Source organism: Pseudomonas sp. ADPe (assembly GCF_014843515.1).
Classification (GTDB): domain Bacteria; phylum Pseudomonadota; class Gammaproteobacteria; order Pseudomonadales; family Pseudomonadaceae; genus Pseudomonas; species Pseudomonas citronellolis.
The window spans coordinates 5,930,603-5,945,460 of record NZ_CP062122.1 but is presented as its reverse complement, the minus strand read 5'-3'; the positions used below and the strand labels follow the sequence as shown (position 1 = coordinate 5,945,460).

Sequence of the window (14,858 nt, the reverse complement as noted above, 5' to 3'; positions counted from 1 at the left end):
AGTCCCGACGTGACTGCGCGAAATTTCGGGATCACTATGCAAGTCCGCCACCAACCGAACGATGACGCAACAATTACATTTTCCTGCGAATTGATTACATTTCTGTCAGACTTGACGTTGGTGGGCTAACGCTGTGCGTATACATAGCCCAAACCGCGCTTGAACAGCGCGGCCATATGGAAGCGACTTCCTGGCGAAAGGCTACGCAAGATGTGGAAGTGTGAGGTCGAACCTTGTCGTCCACTCATTGGATGTCACGCGCACATCGCCTCCATGAGCCACAGCAATCGATTTAACTATTGCAAGGCCGAGCCCCGCGCCAGCCGACTTTCGCTGACGCGCAGGATCGACCCGAAAGAACCGGTCAAAGATTTTTGGAATTGCGGACGCTGGAATTGGCTCACCAGGATTCTCGACACTGATGGTCGTGAGTTGTTCGTCCTCTCTCAATAGAACCGTGACGCCAGCTCCGTGAGGAGCATGTCGGATGGCATTCGACAAAAGGTTGCTCAATGCACGCAGCAGCATTTCCTTGTCAGCGGATATCGGTCGCGATTGACCTTTCAAGCACAGCGTTATTTCCCGGTCTTCCGCCAGCGCCTCGAAATAGTCAAATAGCCCTCGCACCATTCTCCCCAGGTCCACTTCTACCAAGCGAAGGTTATGGGGGTCATTCTCGGTCTGAGCAAGAAACAACATATCGCCGATCATGCGGCCCATGCGCTCGAATTCCTCCAAATTGGAGTAGAGGATCTCTCGATACTCCTCGGCCGACCGGGGGTGGTTTAACGCGACCTGCGTTTGCGTTACCAGGTTCGTGACAGGCGTTCTCAGTTCATGCGCGATGTCGGCAGAGAAATTGGACAACGTGGTAAATCCGTCTTCGATGCGAGCGAGCATATCGTTGAACGAAATGACTAGTTCGGCAAGCTCTACCGGAACATCCATGGGGTTGAGCCGCACATCCAGTTTGGACGATCGGATCGTCCGAATCTCTTCGTTGACTTTGCGGATGGGCAGGTGGCCCCACTGCACCGCAAGCCATGCCACCACAAGCGCGATGAGAATCACAATGCAAGTTGCCCACCAGAGCATGCGCCTGAAGTCCCGCAGGAATTCAAGATGGAACTCGATGTCCATTGCCACGGCAATGCGATAGGAACGATCTACCACGCCATCGCTTGCCTTGAACGAAAGGGCGACGCCCCGAAAATGCCGTTGGTTGTCCTGCCATACTGCCAGATCGTCCCCGCCAAGGCGGCTGATCGACTTTGCCGCAGCCATCAGATGAGACAAATCGGGGCCGGAGGTTGCAAAGATCGTGTTGCCGGCATTGTCATAGACGGCATAGCTGATTCCATGATGACCAGCCACTGCGCCCGCCAGTTCTCGACGTAGTGCACCGAGGTCCGTTTCGGCGGAGGCCTGCTGCAGGGGCGTTGACAATGCCGAAACTACTGCATCCAGTTCCTGTGCATCTTGCTGTGCGAAATGATGCTCCATCGATCGAATGATCACCCATCCAAAGGCTAGAAATACCAAGGTCGTGGCGATACAGACCAGCGTTGTTACGCGCAGTGCAAGCGAGGCAGGTCGACGCGAGGTCGAATTACGCTTCGAGATCATCGGGAGCATCTAACGTATAGCCCATGCCACGAACCGTTTGGATGAGCTTGGAATCGTATGCGTCATCAATCTTCGCGCGCAGCCTTCTTATTGCGACGTCGATCACGTTAGTGTCGCTATCGAAGTTCATATCCCATACTTGCGAGGCGATCAAAGAGCGTGGCAGCACCTCTCCTCGACGTCTGGCCAGCAGTTCGAGCAACGCGAATTCCTTGTTCGTGAGATTGATGCGTTGCCCCCCTCGGGTGGCCCGTCGACGAAGCAGATCAAGTACCAAGTCGGCGACCTGAATGTGGTCCGGATGATTGGGAACACCACCACGTCGCAGCAAAGTGCGCACTCTCGCAAGCAGTTCAGAAAACGCGAAGGGCTTCACGAGGTAGTCATCGGCCCCCAACTCAAGCCCCTTGACGCGATCATCCACGCTACCGCGCGCGGTCAGAAAAAGCACCGGTACCTGTTTCCCCGCCTCCCGCAGCGACTGCACAATGTGCCATCCGGTGACATCCGGCAGCATGACGTCCAAGACTATTAGGTCATAGGGCTCGGTCATGGCCATGTGGTGCCCATCCAGACCGTTGCGTGCCAGATCGACCACGAATCCTGCTTCGATGAGACCTTGCCTGACATAGTCAGCAGTCTTGTTTTCGTCCTCGACTACCAGCAGTTTCATTGCTTTTCCCTATGAAAATCCCGCGCTCGGGGGCCGCACCCCCGATTCGCACCATCGCTCACGGTGCAATGTACGGAGCCATACCTGCCACCAACATGACTCAATGATTACATGAATGTAATCAACGGGTCATTCATCCGAAAGTGGCAAGTTCGTAGCATGACCTCCATACGCCAAATCGTGCCGTCCTGAACAGGGTGGCTCAAAGGCAACTTTTCAAGCTCTATGGAGGATTCAAGGCCATGCCGCCTCGTTCGCCCTTTCTTATTACTCCATCACACGGTTTGTCTCGCCGCCGCTTCGTGCAAGGGCTGGCCGCTGGCGGCGTCCTGGCCGGTTTGTCGTCACCTGCTCTGAAGGCTTTCGCACAGCAGCGCTCGGCACACGGGGCGGCACCAATTCTGAGAGGCACTGAATTCGATCTGGTGATCGCCGAGTCGCCTGTGAACTTCACGGGCAAGCCTGGGGTGGCGACAACGATCAATGGCTCGCTGCCCGGCCCGACCCTGCGTTGGCGCGAGGGGGAAACGGTCACGATCCGGGTCACCAATAAGCTGCGTGAATCTACGTCTATTCACTGGCACGGCATCATCCTGCCGTATCAGATGGACGGCGTTCCGGGCATCAGCTTCAGGGGGATCGCGCCTGGCGAAACCTTCACCTACCGTTTCAAGGTCCAGCAAAGCGGCTCCTACTGGTACCACTCGCATTCCGGCTTCCAGGAACTCACTGGCATGTACGGGTCGATCATCATCGATCCCGCTGGCCCGGAGACCATTCACGCCGATCGCGACCACGTGCTGCTGTTCTCGGACTGGACCGACGAAGACCCGATGCGTGTCTTCACCAAGCTCAAGTCCCAGAGCGACTATTACAACTACAACCAGCCCACGGTCTTCGATTTTTTCCGTGACGCCTCGCGCGACGGCATGGCCGCCGCGATCGACAAGCGCAAGATGTGGAACGAGATGCGGATGAACCCCACGGATCTTGCTGATCTGTCGTCCGCGACGCTGACCTATCTCGCCAACGGTGTGACGCCGGCCGGCAACTGGACGGCGTTGTTCCGCCCTGGTGAGCGCGTGCGGCTGCGCATGGTCAACGGTGCCGGCAATACCTTCTATGACGTGCGGATTCCCGGCCTGAAACTCACCGTCGTGCATGTCGATGGCGTGGACGTGGAGCCTGTGACGGTCGATGAGTTCCGCTTCGGACCTGGCGAAACCGTCGATGTCATCGTCCAGCCGCGCGACGACGCCTACACAATCTTCGCGCAGTCCATGGATCGCACCGGATATGCGCGGGCCACGCTGGCAGTGCGTGAGGGTCTCCAAGCTCCCGTCCCAGCAATCGACCCCATCGAATGGCTAACCATGAACGACATGATGGGTGCCATGGGCCAAGGCATGTCGGGTCAGCCCATGGAGATGACCGGGATGACCGGGATGACCGGGATGACGGGCATGACCGGAAAGGACGCGGGCTCCATGTCTGGAATGGACCACGGAGCGATGGGTGGCATGAACCATGGCGCCATGAACCACGGGAGCATGAACCACGGCATGGCGATGGATCACAGCCAGCATGCCGCTGGTGCGAGCGGATTGGCAGTGCCTAGCACAACCGCGCGCCACGCTCGCACCGAGTACGGCGCGAGCACGGACATGCGCGTTGACATGGCGCGCACCAATCTCGATGACCCCGGCATCGGCTTGCGCAACAACGGTCGACGGGTGCTGACACTCGCTGACCTGCACACGCCCTCGGGTCCTCTGGACAAACGCGGCCCTGGGCGGGAGGTCGAACTGCACCTGACGGGCAACATGGAGCGCTACTCGTGGTCCTTGGACGGACTGGAGTTCGGGAAGTCCACGCCCGTGCATTTCCGCCACGGCGAGCGACTGCGGGTCATCCTGCACAACGACACCATGATGACCCATCCCATGCACCTGCATGGCATGTGGAGCGAGTTGGAAAGCCCCGACGGCAAATTCCTCGCCCGCCGCCATACGCTGCCGGTACAGCCCGCGCAACGCATCAGCTTCCTGGTGACGGCCGACGCGCTCGGTCGTTGGGCCTGGCACTGCCATCTGATGTTCCACATGGATGCCGGCATGTTCCGTGAAGTCGTGGTGTCCTGAACCAAGCGCACAAGGAAGATCAAGAATGTCCAAAGCACTCCCCATTCGCGCGCTGGCGACCACGCTCCTGGCTCTGGTGAGCGTTGCCGCTCAGGCGCAAGCGCAAGACGATCATGCGGCGCACGGCCACGCCGACACTCAGGCGACCACCGTGCCGGCCACACCACCCGCCGCGCCTGCAGCCGATCCGCACGCCGGTCACGCAACTTCAGCAGACGGTGCGGCCGCCGCCCCGGCCATGGACCACGGCAACATGCAAATGCAGGGCGGCTCGGCGCCGCCCGACGCACGCGATCCCCATGGCTATTCCGATGGCCAGCAACTCGGCTCGGGCGACTACGCCGTACCTGGTGTGCCGCGCCTGATGATGGCCGATGAACATACGTTCGCCTCGCTACGCGGAGAAACCCTGGAGCGGCGCTTCACACGCAAAGGGGACGATTCCACGGCCTACGACCTCCAGGCATGGTTCGGAACGACCTACAACAAGGCCGTCGTGAAAGCCGAGGGCGACATCGCCAAGGGAAAGCTCGAAGAGTCGCGCACCGAGCTTCTTTGGGGGCATGCCATCGCGCCGTATTGGGACACGCAGCTTGGTATTCGCGTGGACAACGGCGAGGGGCCGAGTCGCCAATGGCTGGCCTTTGGCGTGCAGGGTCTCGCACCCTATTGGTTCGAGTTGGAAGCGACCGGCTATGTCGGCAATGACGGCAGGACCGCGCTGCGCCTTGAAGGCAGTTACGAGCTGCTGCTCACGCAACGCCTGATTCTGGAGCCTCGCGCCGAATTGCAGTTCTACGGCAAGGACGACCCAGAGCGGCGCATCGGCAAGGGGCTTGCCGATGCGTCGGCGGGCCTGCGCCTGCGCTACGAAATCAGCCGCCAGTTCGCGCCCTACATCGGCGTTGAACGCGCGGGCAGCTTTGGCCGCACTGCGGATTACGTGCGCGCCGAAGGTGGCCGCGCACAGCAAACGCGCTGGGTGGCCGGCGTTCGATTCTGGTTCTAGTCATTTATTTTGGGAGACAAGCCATGAACAATCATGACGATGGACAGCAGGCCAAGGGGTCGAGGCGCCAGGCATTGATCGCTGGCCTGCTGATGGTGGCACTTGCCGGGCCTGGCATGGCGCAGAGCCGGCCCGTCGCCAAGGTATGGAAGGACCCGAACTGCGGATGCTGCAAGGATTGGGTCACGCACCTTGAAGGTGCCGGCTTCGATGTGCAGGTTCTGGATACCGGCAACGCGGCCGCTCGCGCGCGCCTGGGCATCCCGCAGAAATACGGTTCGTGCCACACCGCGCAGATCGGCGGCTACGCCATCGAAGGCCACGTACCCGCGGCGGACATCCAGCGGCTGCTTCGCGAGGCGCCTCGGGCCATCGGCCTCGCGGCGCCGGGCATGCCGGTCGGCTCGCCGGGCATGGATGGTCCGGCCTACGGCGGACGCAAAGACGCCTACGACGTGCTGCTGATCGGAACGGACGGCAACAGCACGGTCTATCAGGCGCATCGCTGAACAACCATCACTTTTCCTGCGGAGATACGCCATGCGGCATGAGCACACACAGACGTCCAGCCTTCGACCTCGTTTCTGGCGATCGAGCTATGGCGTTGCCTTCCTCATCATTGCTGCGGTCGCTGCGTATTTCCTGCTCAAGGACCACACGGCACACGTCGCCAACTATCTCCCATTGCTGCTGTTGGCGGCATGCCCGCTGATGCACTTTTTCATGCACCGCGGCCATGGCCATGATGGACATGAACGGGCGGCGGATCAGGCCAAAGACGACGCATCGGGCAAAGCTGACGCGCCCGGGGAGACGAAGCAATGAGTTCAACCGACAAGCCTTCGGGGCAGCAGCACACGCATCCCGGCATGGCCGGAATTGCCACGCCGTCCACCTCACATGCGCATCATCGTCACGCCCCACATTCAGGTGGTAGCGATACGGCCGGGGCCTCCACCAGCTCGCCGCCTGATGCCGCGACACGGGACCCGGTTTGCGGCATGGCCGTCACCGCAGCGTCGGAGCACCGCTCGGTACACCAGGGCAACACTTATCTCTTTTGCAGTCCGGGATGCAAGCGCAAATTCGACGCCGAGCCCGCGCGATATGCCGCCGCCAATGCAGGCAATGGCGCAGCGCTGCATTGCCATACCAGTGCGTCGAGCCCAGCCGTGCCGCAAGCACCCGCTGTCGCACCCGGAACGATCTACACCTGCCCCATGCACCCGGAGATCCGCCAGGACCATCCGGGAACCTGCCCAAAGTGCGGGATGACGCTGGAGCCGCTGCTGCCCGACCTCGATGAAGACAATCCGGAGCTGCGCGATTTCTCGCATCGCTTCTGGTGGACCTTGCCGCTGACGCTCGTGGTCCTGGCGCTGGCTATGCTGGGCGAACGCCTGCACCTGATGGACATGGCCACGCAGAGCTGGGTGGAACTGGTGCTGTCGCTGCCGATCGTGCTCTGGGCCGGATGGCCCTTCTTCGAGCGTGGGTGGCTGTCGCTGGTCAATCGCAGCCCGAACATGTGGACGCTTATCGGGCTAGGGACGGGGGCCGCTTTCGTCTACAGCGTCGTGGCGACCGTGGCACCCGAGGTGTTTCCGGCGTCGTTCATGTCCATGGGACGGGTGGGCGTTTACTTCGAGGCCGCCGCCGTCATCATCTCGCTGACCCTACTCGGCCAGTTGCTGGAATTGAAGGCACGCTCCCAGACCTCGGCGGCCATCAAGTCGCTGTTGGGGTTGGCGCCCAAGACCGCACGGCGCATCAACGCGGATGGCAGCGAGGAGGACGTGCCGCTCAGCCATGTCCACGTCGGCGACCTGCTGCGCATCCGGCCTGGCGAGAAAGTGCCGGTCGATGGCGTTGTCCACGAAGGCAGCAGTTCGATTGACGAGTCCATGCTGACAGGTGAGCCGCTGCCGGTCAGCAAGCGCGTGGGAGACAAGGTGATCGGGGCCACGCTCAACACCAGCGGCGCGCTGATCATGCGCTCGGAGCGGATCGGCTCGGACACGGTGCTGTCGCAGATAGTCCAGATGGTCGCTCAGGCGCAGCGCTCCAAGGCGCCGATGCAACGCATGGCGGACGTGGTCGCGGGCTACTTCGTGATGGCCGTCGTCGCCATCGCGATCACGACTTTCTTCGTCTGGGGCTTCTTCGGACCGCAGCCAGCCTGGGTCTACGGAATGATCAATGCCGTGGCGGTGCTGATCATCGCCTGCCCGTGCGCGCTGGGGCTGGCCACGCCGATGTCGATCATGGTCGCCACGGGCCGCGGTGCCACGCAAGGCGTACTGTTCCGCGACGCCGCCGCCATCGAAAATCTGCGCAAGGTCGATACGCTGGTCATCGACAAGACCGGGACCTTGACAGAAGGCCGGCCCGCCTTCGATCGGGTTGTGGCGGCTACCGGGTTCACGGACGACGAAGTGCTGCGCCTGGCGGCCAGTTTGGACCAGGGCAGCGAACATCCCCTGGCCGAGGCGATCGTGCAGGCCGCCCGTGCCCAGGGCCTTGAACTCTTCAAGCCCCAGACGTTTGAGTCGGGAACCGGCATCGGCGTGCGAGGAAAGGTTGAACACCAGCAACTGGCTCTGGGCAATACCGTCCTTATGGAGCAGTCTGGCGTGTCCGTGACACCGCTGGTGCCACAAGCCGAATCGCTTCGCAGCGAGGGCGCCAGCGTCATGTACCTCGCTGTAGATGGTCAGCTTGCTGGATTGCTTGCAGTGTCTGACCCGATCAAGGACAGCACTCCCGAAGCCTTGGCCGCGTTGAAGGCCGCGGGCCTGCGCGTCATCATGGCCACCGGGGACGGCCAGACGACCGCCCAGGCGGTGGGTGCACGTCTGGGCATCGACGAGGTCCACGGCGAGGTCAAGCCGGCTGACAAGCTCATGCTGATCGAGCGCTTGCAGAAGGAAGGTCGGATCGTGGCCATGGCCGGCGACGGCATCAACGACGCGCCTGCCCTGGCCAAAGCCGACGTGGGAGTCGCCATGGGTACCGGAACCGACGTGGCCATGAACAGCGCCCAGGTCACGCTGGTCAAGGGTGACCTGCGCGGAATCGCTGTGGCTCGAACGCTCTCGGTAAGCACCGTGCGAAACATGAAAGAAAACCTCATGTTCGCCTTTCTCTACAACGCGCTGGGCATTCCCATCGCCGCTGGCGTTCTCTATCCCTTCACCGGCTGGTTGTTGTCTCCCCTGATTGCAGCGCTGGCGATGAGCCTGAGTTCGGCCTCGGTGGTCGGCAACGCGCTGCGGCTGCGAGGCAGCAAGCTATGACAAACATTCCGCTCATGACTTGCAGGAGGTTGCTATAGCAAAGCGAACCGCCTTTCCGCTCCATGCCGGTGCCCAGGCGTAAGCCTCACATCGGAATTTTTCTCAACCCCCCTCACACACCAACGCAGGAATCTTTATGACCCGTTCACACCTCATCGCCAAGTTCGTCGCACCGATCGCCCTCGGCCTGTTCGCCACTGCCGCATTCGCCCATCCCTCGCTGGTGTCATCGACGCCGGCCGACAAATCGCAGGTCACCGCACCGGCCACCATCGAACTGAAGTTCTCCGAAACACTCGTGCCGCAGTTCTCTGCTGCGAACCTCGTCATGACCGAGATGCCTGGCATGGCGAATCACGGAGCGATGAAGGTCAATGCAAGTGTCTCGGGTGCCACTGACGGTAAGACGATGGTCATCACGCCGGCGCAGACGTTACAAGCGGGCAGCTACCGCGTGGAGTGGAGTGGCGTGCCGTCTCGTCGGACACCCATCCGATCACCGGCAATATCACCTTCCAGGTGAAGTAACCCGATGGCCGGCGATTGGTTCACGATCGTTCTGCGCCTCGCACTCTATCTGGACATGGCGACGGCATTCGGCGTCGCCATGTTCGGACTTTATGCCTTGCGGCACGACGAGCGATCCTCCCTGATCTCGCAGCGCTATAGGGTGTTCGTCGGCGCAGCCGCCGCAATCGGCATTGGTTTGTCGATTTGCGGAATGATGGTCATGGCCAAGGCGATGTCCGGCGCGCAGAGCTACGGTGAGCTATCAACGCACATCTTTGAAATGCTCATCACCGGCACCCACATGGGCATCGCCTGGTGCATTCGTATCCTGGCACTGGTGGCCTGTGTGCTGATTTCAGTGCTGACGTTCAATCCAACATGGCGATTCGCTGCCATGGCAGGTACAGGTGGCGTGGCGCTGGCAACCTTAGCCTGGGCAGGACACGGGGCCATGGATGAAGGCGTGCGAGGATACGTCCACCTCGCTTCCGACATCGCACACCTGTGGGCTGCGGGCGCCTGGGTGGGGGCATTGCTCTCCTTCCTCATGCTTGCGGTCATCAAGCCTGCCAATCAAAGCGATTCGGTAGAGATTCTCAGCCGCACGTCGAATAGCTTCGCCCGGATAGGAACGCTGATCGTGACGGTTCTCACCGTGAGCGGCATCGTCAACTATGTGCTGATCGTCGGGCCATCGATTGATCCGCTTATCTCGACTCTGTATGGCCGGTTGTTGCTGGGAAAGCTGGTACTGCTTGGGGGAATGCTCGCTTTGGCGGCCGCGAATCGGTTTCGTCTGAGCCCCGGCCTGGAAGCGGCACTGAAGACAGGCAACCACGTGAAGGCCGCCCTGAAGCTCCGGCAGAGCTTGTTCACAGAGACGGCTCTCGCGGTTCTGATTTTGGCGGCAGTCGCGTGGCTGGGCATTCTTTCTCCTACAGGAAATTGATCCTTGCTCAGAAGATGACAGCGCATGAAGTGAATGTAATGGCCGCGTAAGTGCCCCGTAGTTAGCACACTTCTACATTAATGACGCGGCGCAAGTTGTCGCCGTTTTCACAAAGGAGTTGATTATGAAATCGCAAATCGTCGTTGCCGCCCTGTTGACAGCGCTGTCCGTGCCTGCTTTCGCCGGCCACGCGGCAGTCCAAGCGGCCAAGGAGATGGTCCCGCTGGCAGACGGTGGCACGCTCTATATCTTCAAAGACGGGCGCATGGCCCAGGAGAATCGCTTCGGACGCGCGGTGTACCAGCAGGTCGGCGCTTCGGTGGCTGCGAAGGATGGCAAGAGCATCGCCATTACCAGCAATGAAGTGGCCCGCCTGAGCTCGTTGCTCGAACAAGAGCACGGTGGTTGATTCATCCCTTGGCGCTGGGAACGCGCCTTCCTGAAACAGTTGGAGGAGGACTTGCGCGCGTCCGATCTGGACACAAGCGTAGCCTCCGCCAACCGGTCATAGCAGCCCTGCGCTCAAGCATGTAGCCGATGAGGAAAGGCCGATGGCGCGAGAAGATTGAGACATTGATTTTGAACAGTTAATAGTGCGTGGAAGTATTTGCATGGTTTTCTCTAACTGACTTGGCGTGGTTGATGATCTCGATTGCGTAATGCCTTGGAGAACTCAAAAGGAGCGCTGCATATGGAGTTGCGACACCTTCGCTGCTTTGTCGCCCTAGCCGAAGAGTTGCATTTCACGCGTGCTGCAGAACGCTTGCACATTGAGCAGCCACCTTTGTCACGAGCCATCAAGGAGCTTGAGGACGAACTCGGCGTGCTTCTCTTTGACCGGGATCGTAGGGGTACGCAGCTCACTGCGGCAGGAGCAGCATTCCTGCAAGACGCTCGCCGACTGTTTTCTGTTTTGGAACAGGCGAGGGAAAATGTCAGGGCCATTGCGTCCGGTCTGCGAGGAAGTTTGCGCATCGTGGTGTCCGACGGAGCGATCAATCCCAGGCTCTCGGCGTTCCTTGCCCAGAGCAGAGAGGAAGAGCCGGAGATTGAGATACGCCTTTCCGAAACCCCATTGGCAGAGCAGTTGCGAGGACTGCGGTCAGGCGATTTCACGCTCGGGTTTGCACACACCGCCGACGTCGGTGATGGCATCGTTGCCGAACCCATTTGGCAAGATCCATTGGTGATCGTTGTGCCCACCCGGCACGAATTGCTGGCCCACAAAGAGATTCCACTTCATGAACTCGGAAATCACCCGCTTGTCTTGTGTGATCCAAATGTCTGCGAAGGGTACTGCCGAGAATTAGCGAGACTTCTTCGGTCGCTGGAGCGCGAACCCAATGTTGTAGAGCACGTATCATCATTGGACATGATGCTTACTCTCGTGGGAGCCGGCTTCGGCGTCGGATTTACGACGGAAACCAGGATTGCGACCTGTCAGCGGCCCGATGTCGTTATTCGCCCCCTGGCGACGGCATCTGCCGTGATCACAACATACCTATTGCACGTTGACGGCGCCCCAGTGCCAGCGCTGCTTGAGCGATTCATCGCCCGCCTTCGCGCCCACTTCGGAAGCTGACGAAGCGATCTCCAAGCGATCCCTTTCATGTGTCAGGGCCAGCGCCAATGTTGCACTCCGTTGCAGCCATCAGTTCGGTGCTACTTATCTTGAGTGCTGCGGCAATCTTCAATATCAGGGCCAACGAGGGCAAGTGCTCCCCTCGCTCGATCTTGCCCATGTGCGAACGCTCGATCCCGGCCAGCGCAGCCAGTTCCTCCTGGGCAACGCCCTGATTCATACGAAACGCGCGCACGGCCTTGCCGAAAGCCAGAGCTGGTTCGGCTTCATATCTGGTTGTGCCTGGGGGACGGCCTCGTTGAACAGTACGCTTCTGCATTAGCAGAAGCGTCGAGCAGTCACTAGAATTTAACCACGTTAAATTTAACTCATACGTATCATGTCGGATTGGTTTCTTGGTCAATTCTCTTCTTGGGGGCTCTTATGCACGATGCCACCAGCCCGTCCCCCCGTCTTAGACTTGCGGTAGCGCCGGGCGTGCCGTCATCACAACTTTCGGCGCTTCTCGCGCGGCAACGCGCAGATGAGCCAAGCGTCGCCCTCATGTTTTTCGAGGTTGCAGGGGATGTCCTGCTTGAGGGGCTTCTTGAAGGTCGCTACGACGTCGGGATGTCACTTCAGGGGCATAGCGCCCCGGCTCTCAAAACGCAGCCCTTGTGGGCGGAGACAATGGCCGTCGCCATCCCGCCACGGTTCCGCTTATCCAACCGGGAGAAACTCACCATCGCCGATCTCCAGGACTACCCCATCTATCGCTGGCAGGCCGAGGCTTGTCCGCTGTTGGATGAGAGGCTGGCCTCCCTCACGCCAGCGGACCAGGCGAACATCCAGCAGGCGACTTCATTCGAGATGCTGGCCCTATGGGTTGCGGCCGGCTACGGCGTCGGGGTATCTGCGCGATCACGCATCGAGCGTGCCCATCAGTGGGGAATCTCCATGCGACCGCTCTCCGACGGCCCCTATGAAATCGTGACCTACCTGCAGCGACCCGACGCGCAGGCCGACTCCGTTTCGGAGCGATTCGAGCGCAGAGGGCTGCAAGTCACCGGGGCTGACGCCACGTAATGACACCCCAATTGCCGGGGCGATGACCCCGGCAATAGAGTGAAGCAGGGCTTAAGCCCCCTCAAGCACCACTGCGCTATCCACCAGCCGCCGGACGCTCAGCCGGACATCCTCGGGGATGGGCCGCATGGCAATGGCGTCAGGCTCATCCTCATGGCGCTGGTAGTCGCCCATGATGACCCGGACGATCACAGGCACGTTGGTGGGCGTGACTGCATCAATGGCTGCGCGATCACCCAGGTCAGGGTGCGGTTGGGTCAGCATGCGGTACAGGTCCCACGAATCCGCGTGCGGACACTGGTTCATGAGCACCTGGGCCAGCCTGTGCTTGAGCGGCACCAGTTGCCAGTCGGGGACCCGCTGCCCGCGATTGCCCAGGCTGATGGACAGGAGTTTGCCCGCTTTCAGCTCGCGGTTGATCTGGTCCTTGGACTTCCCGGCCAGCTTGCCGAAGAGCGGGACCGGCAGATTGTTCGGCGACTCGTAGATGGCCAGCATTTCCTCGCGCTCGCGCTGGATGGCGGATACTTCCGGCTCCGGGGCATGCACCGGAGCCGGCGGCACCTGCGACAGCCGCTGGAACGGGATTCCGCCGCTGTTGGGGGTCACGACGATGGGCGTGGCCACCACGGGCGGCACCCCGAGGACAGCGGGCTCGGCCGCCGTGGGGACCGCAACTACCGCACCCAGCGCTTCCTCCACTTCAGCCATCGCCGGCACGCCGTCGATGCGGATGGTCAGGTGCGCGCTCGCGGCTTCCACTTCGCCCTGTTCGAGCAGATCGAGACGGTCGGCCCAGTCCTGCATCATGCGGCGGCGCGGCTCCACGTACTTGGCGTGGTTGTAGGCCGAGCTGACCTTGTTCGGATCGGAGTGCGAAAGCTGCGCGTCCACCCAAATCTTCGGGTATCCGATCTCATTGAGCGCGGTCGAGATAGTGCCGCGGATGCCGTGGCCGGTCAGGCGTCCCTCATACCCCATGAGCTGCACGGCCTTGTTGAGGGTGTTCTCGCTGATGCGCTTCTTGAGTTCGCTGCGATGCGACAGCAGGTACTTCTGCGCCGGACGCATCACGCCCAGGAGATAGCGCACGATCTCGATGGCCTGCAGGGACAGAGGCACGATGTAGGGCGGCACGTCCTGCGGCCGCTTGCCGGCCTTGCGCATTTCGTCCTGGAGCTGCTTGACGACCTGCGGCGGGATGATCCACAAGCCGCGGTCGAGGTCGAATTGCTCGGGCTCGGCCAGCCGCAACTCGCCCGTGCGCACCCCCGTCAAGAACAGCAGCCGGACGCCAAGCTGCGTCTGCCAACCCCGGGGGTTGTAGAGCCGGAGCTTCTGAAGGAACTCGGGCAGCTCGGGAAGGTGCAGGTAGGGGTTGTGCGCCACCGGAGGCTTGGGTTCGGCCACCACGTCCAGGTCCGCTGCAGGGTTGACTTCCAGCCCCTCGGCAATGACCAGGGCATAGCGAAACATCTGATTGAACCAGGTGCGTACCTTCTCGGCGGTGGTGAACGCCTTGCGCTTCTCGATCGCCGCCACGACGCCCACGAGCTGGGACCGGCGAATGTCGTAGATCGACATCTTCCCAAGGGTGGGCAGCACGTCCTTGTTGAAGATGCGCAGAATCTGCGACAGCGTGCTTTGACGGCCTTCCTTGAGTTCCTTGCGGCGATGCTCGACCCAGGCGTCAAAGACGTTCTTGAAGGTGTATTCGCCCGCCAGCTTGGCCGCGTGCCGGCGCTGGTCGCGTTCGATTTGGGGGTCGATTCCCCTGGCGAGCAGGGCTTGGGCCTTGTCCCGCTCCGCGCGGGCCTCACGCAGGCTGAGGGCGGGATAGCCGCCGAGGGACAAGCGCTTCTGCTTGCCGAGCCAGTAGTAGCGGAAGATCCACGACTTGCCGCCTGCGGCAGAGACCATCAGGCCCAGGCAGTCGTTGTCGGAGAGGGTGTAGCGCTTGCCGGTGGTCCTTGCCTGCCGGACGGTCAGATCAGAGAGTGCCATTTC

The 14,858-nt window shown here is 61.1% G+C and carries 13 protein-coding genes and 1 pseudogene; 10 read left to right on the top strand and 4 right to left on the bottom strand.

The window, feature by feature from the left end; genetic code table 11:
• Positions 1–201: 201 nt before the first annotated feature.
• Both IG194_RS26860 and IG194_RS26855 read right to left on the bottom strand, forming a co-directional pair.
• Complete coding sequence (locus tag IG194_RS26860) at positions 202–1,635, bottom strand: Cu(+)/Ag(+) sensor histidine kinase (protein ID WP_058489263.1); 1,434 nt, start codon at positions 1,633–1,635, stop codon at positions 202–204.
• Positions 1,610–2,299 carry a heavy metal response regulator transcription factor gene (locus IG194_RS26855; RefSeq protein ID WP_058489262.1) on the bottom strand — a complete coding sequence of 230 codons (690 nt, stop codon included), beginning with the start codon at positions 2,297–2,299 and terminating at the stop codon, positions 1,610–1,612. The genes IG194_RS26860 and IG194_RS26855 overlap by 26 nt, the downstream gene beginning before the upstream one ends.
• 242 nt (positions 2,300–2,541) lie before the next feature.
• On the opposite strand from IG194_RS26855, the gene IG194_RS26850 reads away from it, so the two are divergent.
• From IG194_RS26850 to IG194_RS26810, 9 genes and pseudogenes are all read left to right on the top strand, one after another.
• Positions 2,542–4,440 carry a copper resistance system multicopper oxidase gene (locus IG194_RS26850; RefSeq protein ID WP_082996356.1) on the top strand — a complete coding sequence of 633 codons (1,899 nt, stop codon included), beginning with the start codon at positions 2,542–2,544 and terminating at the stop codon, positions 4,438–4,440.
• Between the two features lie 25 nt (positions 4,441–4,465).
• A complete protein-coding gene (locus tag IG194_RS26845; protein ID WP_176707185.1) occupies positions 4,466–5,449 on the top strand; it encodes a copper resistance protein B in 984 nt (327 codons plus the stop codon).
• A 23-nt stretch (positions 5,450–5,472) separates the two neighbouring features.
• A complete protein-coding gene (locus tag IG194_RS26840) occupies positions 5,473–5,958 on the top strand; it encodes a DUF411 domain-containing protein (protein ID WP_058489261.1) in 486 nt (161 codons plus the stop codon).
• Between the two features lie 31 nt (positions 5,959–5,989).
• Positions 5,990–6,274 (top strand): DUF2933 domain-containing protein, encoded by a 285-nt coding sequence (locus IG194_RS26835; RefSeq protein WP_058489260.1) that lies wholly within the window; start codon positions 5,990–5,992, stop codon positions 6,272–6,274.
• A gap of 176 nt (positions 6,275–6,450) precedes the next feature.
• Complete coding sequence (locus IG194_RS26830; protein ID WP_242425433.1) at positions 6,451–8,745, top strand: heavy metal translocating P-type ATPase; 2,295 nt, start codon at positions 6,451–6,453, stop codon at positions 8,743–8,745.
• A gap of 136 nt (positions 8,746–8,881) precedes the next feature.
• Positions 8,882–9,273, top strand: a pseudogene (gene copC / locus IG194_RS26825) (copper homeostasis periplasmic binding protein CopC).
• 4 nt (positions 9,274–9,277) lie between these two features.
• The gene (gene copD, locus IG194_RS26820; RefSeq protein ID WP_058489258.1) at positions 9,278–10,204 is read left to right on the top strand and encodes a copper homeostasis membrane protein CopD; all 927 of its coding nucleotides are present in this window, start codon (positions 9,278–9,280) and stop codon (positions 10,202–10,204) included.
• Positions 10,205–10,328: 124 nt separating this feature from the next.
• Entirely contained in the window at positions 10,329–10,613 is a 285-nt protein-coding gene (locus IG194_RS26815) for a CopK family periplasmic copper-binding protein (protein WP_058489257.1), read from the top strand.
• A gap of 282 nt (positions 10,614–10,895) precedes the next feature.
• On the top strand, positions 10,896–11,786 hold the full coding sequence (locus IG194_RS26810) for a LysR family transcriptional regulator (protein ID WP_058489256.1): 891 nt from the start codon (positions 10,896–10,898) through the stop codon (positions 11,784–11,786).
• Positions 11,787–11,811: 25 nt separating this feature from the next.
• Here IG194_RS26810 and IG194_RS26805 read toward each other — a convergent pair whose 3' ends face one another.
• Positions 11,812–12,105, bottom strand: a complete 294-nt coding sequence (locus tag IG194_RS26805) for a helix-turn-helix domain-containing protein (protein ID WP_058489255.1) — start codon at positions 12,103–12,105, stop codon at positions 11,812–11,814.
• Between the two features lie 104 nt (positions 12,106–12,209).
• Between IG194_RS26805 and IG194_RS26800 the strand changes: the two genes are divergently transcribed.
• Positions 12,210–12,851 (top strand): substrate-binding domain-containing protein, encoded by a 642-nt coding sequence (locus tag IG194_RS26800; RefSeq protein WP_058489254.1) that lies wholly within the window; start codon positions 12,210–12,212, stop codon positions 12,849–12,851.
• A 51-nt stretch (positions 12,852–12,902) separates the two neighbouring features.
• Here the strand turns inward: IG194_RS26800 and IG194_RS26795 are convergent, their stop codons facing one another.
• Positions 12,903–14,855 carry a tyrosine-type recombinase/integrase gene (locus tag IG194_RS26795; protein ID WP_058489253.1) on the bottom strand — a complete coding sequence of 651 codons (1,953 nt, stop codon included), beginning with the start codon at positions 14,853–14,855 and terminating at the stop codon, positions 12,903–12,905.
• Between the last annotated feature and the right edge of the window lie 3 nt (positions 14,856–14,858).

Bases quoted from the DNA above. Each gene is read 5' to 3' on its own strand.
- IG194_RS26845 (WP_176707185.1), top strand. From the start codon at position 4,466: ATGTCCAAAGCACTCCCCATTCGCGCGCTGGCGACCACGCTCCTGGCT.
- copD (WP_058489258.1), top strand. From the start codon at position 9,278: ATGGCCGGCGATTGGTTCACGATCGTTCTGCGCCTCGCACTCTATCTG.
- IG194_RS26855 (WP_058489262.1), bottom strand. From the start codon at position 2,299: ATGAAACTGCTGGTAGTCGAGGACGAAAACAAGACTGCTGACTATGTC.
- IG194_RS26815 (WP_058489257.1), top strand. From the start codon at position 10,329: ATGAAATCGCAAATCGTCGTTGCCGCCCTGTTGACAGCGCTGTCCGTG.
- IG194_RS26840 (WP_058489261.1), top strand. From the start codon at position 5,473: ATGAACAATCATGACGATGGACAGCAGGCCAAGGGGTCGAGGCGCCAG.
- IG194_RS26795 (WP_058489253.1), bottom strand. From the start codon at position 14,855: ATGGCACTCTCTGATCTGACCGTCCGGCAGGCAAGGACCACCGGCAAG.
- IG194_RS26850 (WP_082996356.1), top strand. From the start codon at position 2,542: ATGCCGCCTCGTTCGCCCTTTCTTATTACTCCATCACACGGTTTGTCT.
- IG194_RS26810 (WP_058489256.1), top strand. From the start codon at position 10,896: ATGGAGTTGCGACACCTTCGCTGCTTTGTCGCCCTAGCCGAAGAGTTG.
- IG194_RS26860 (WP_058489263.1), bottom strand. From the start codon at position 1,635: ATGCTCCCGATGATCTCGAAGCGTAATTCGACCTCGCGTCGACCTGCC.
- IG194_RS26800 (WP_058489254.1), top strand. From the start codon at position 12,210: ATGCACGATGCCACCAGCCCGTCCCCCCGTCTTAGACTTGCGGTAGCG.
- IG194_RS26805 (WP_058489255.1), bottom strand. From the start codon at position 12,105: ATGCAGAAGCGTACTGTTCAACGAGGCCGTCCCCCAGGCACAACCAGA.
- IG194_RS26835 (WP_058489260.1), top strand. From the start codon at position 5,990: ATGCGGCATGAGCACACACAGACGTCCAGCCTTCGACCTCGTTTCTGG.
- IG194_RS26830 (WP_242425433.1), top strand. From the start codon at position 6,451: ATGGCCGTCACCGCAGCGTCGGAGCACCGCTCGGTACACCAGGGCAAC.